The following is a 577-nucleotide window of genomic DNA, read 5'->3' on the forward strand; positions in this document are numbered from 1 at the left end:
GCATATGCCGGTACGCCCCCTCTGCGTGACCAGCGGCGCGTACACGCGTTGGTCAAGAAAGAGTTGACCACTACGGGCCGCGATCGCGGCCCCGTCCTTTTCAACGCCGGTTCGAGAGGCTTGTTCATGGCCGACCACGCAACCCACGACGCCCAGGCTCGGGCCAGCCTGCACTTGCTGGTGCGGGACATCGAGCGGGTCCGCCGGCAGGTGGACGCACTGCGCACCCTGACCGCCCAGCTGGGCAACGTCTACCGCCCGCGCCGCTCCGGTCCCTCCACGGGCTTCGTCGTCTACGGACGCGCTCCCGCTCCCACGGTCCGTCTCGCCCAGGAACTGCGGGACAGCGTCGAGACCCTGGTGACGGCCGCGGTCGACTTCGACCGCTCGCTCGGCTTCTCGTGGGACGCGGTGGGCTCCGCACTCGGCGTCACCAAGCAGGCGGTCCACCGGCGTTACGGCGCCCGCCGCGCCGCGGCCCAGGCGACGGCCGACGCCGAGCGCGCCACGGAGCCGTCGGGAAGCCGCACGGTCAGCGTCAACACCGGTGTCCCCTCGGTGCCTTCGGTTCCCACGG

At 71.8% G+C, this 577-nt stretch carries 1 protein-coding gene; it reads left to right on the top strand.

Annotated elements, in window-relative coordinates; translation table 11 throughout:
• Positions 1-126: 126 nt before the first annotated feature.
• Positions 127-577 (top strand): hypothetical protein (locus tag EHS43_RS45675; RefSeq protein WP_125196154.1); only part of this gene is annotated, 451 nt, incomplete at its 3' end.

This window comes from Streptomyces sp. RP5T, from assembly GCF_003933965.1.
Classification (GTDB): Bacteria; Actinomycetota; Actinomycetes; order Streptomycetales; family Streptomycetaceae; genus Streptomyces.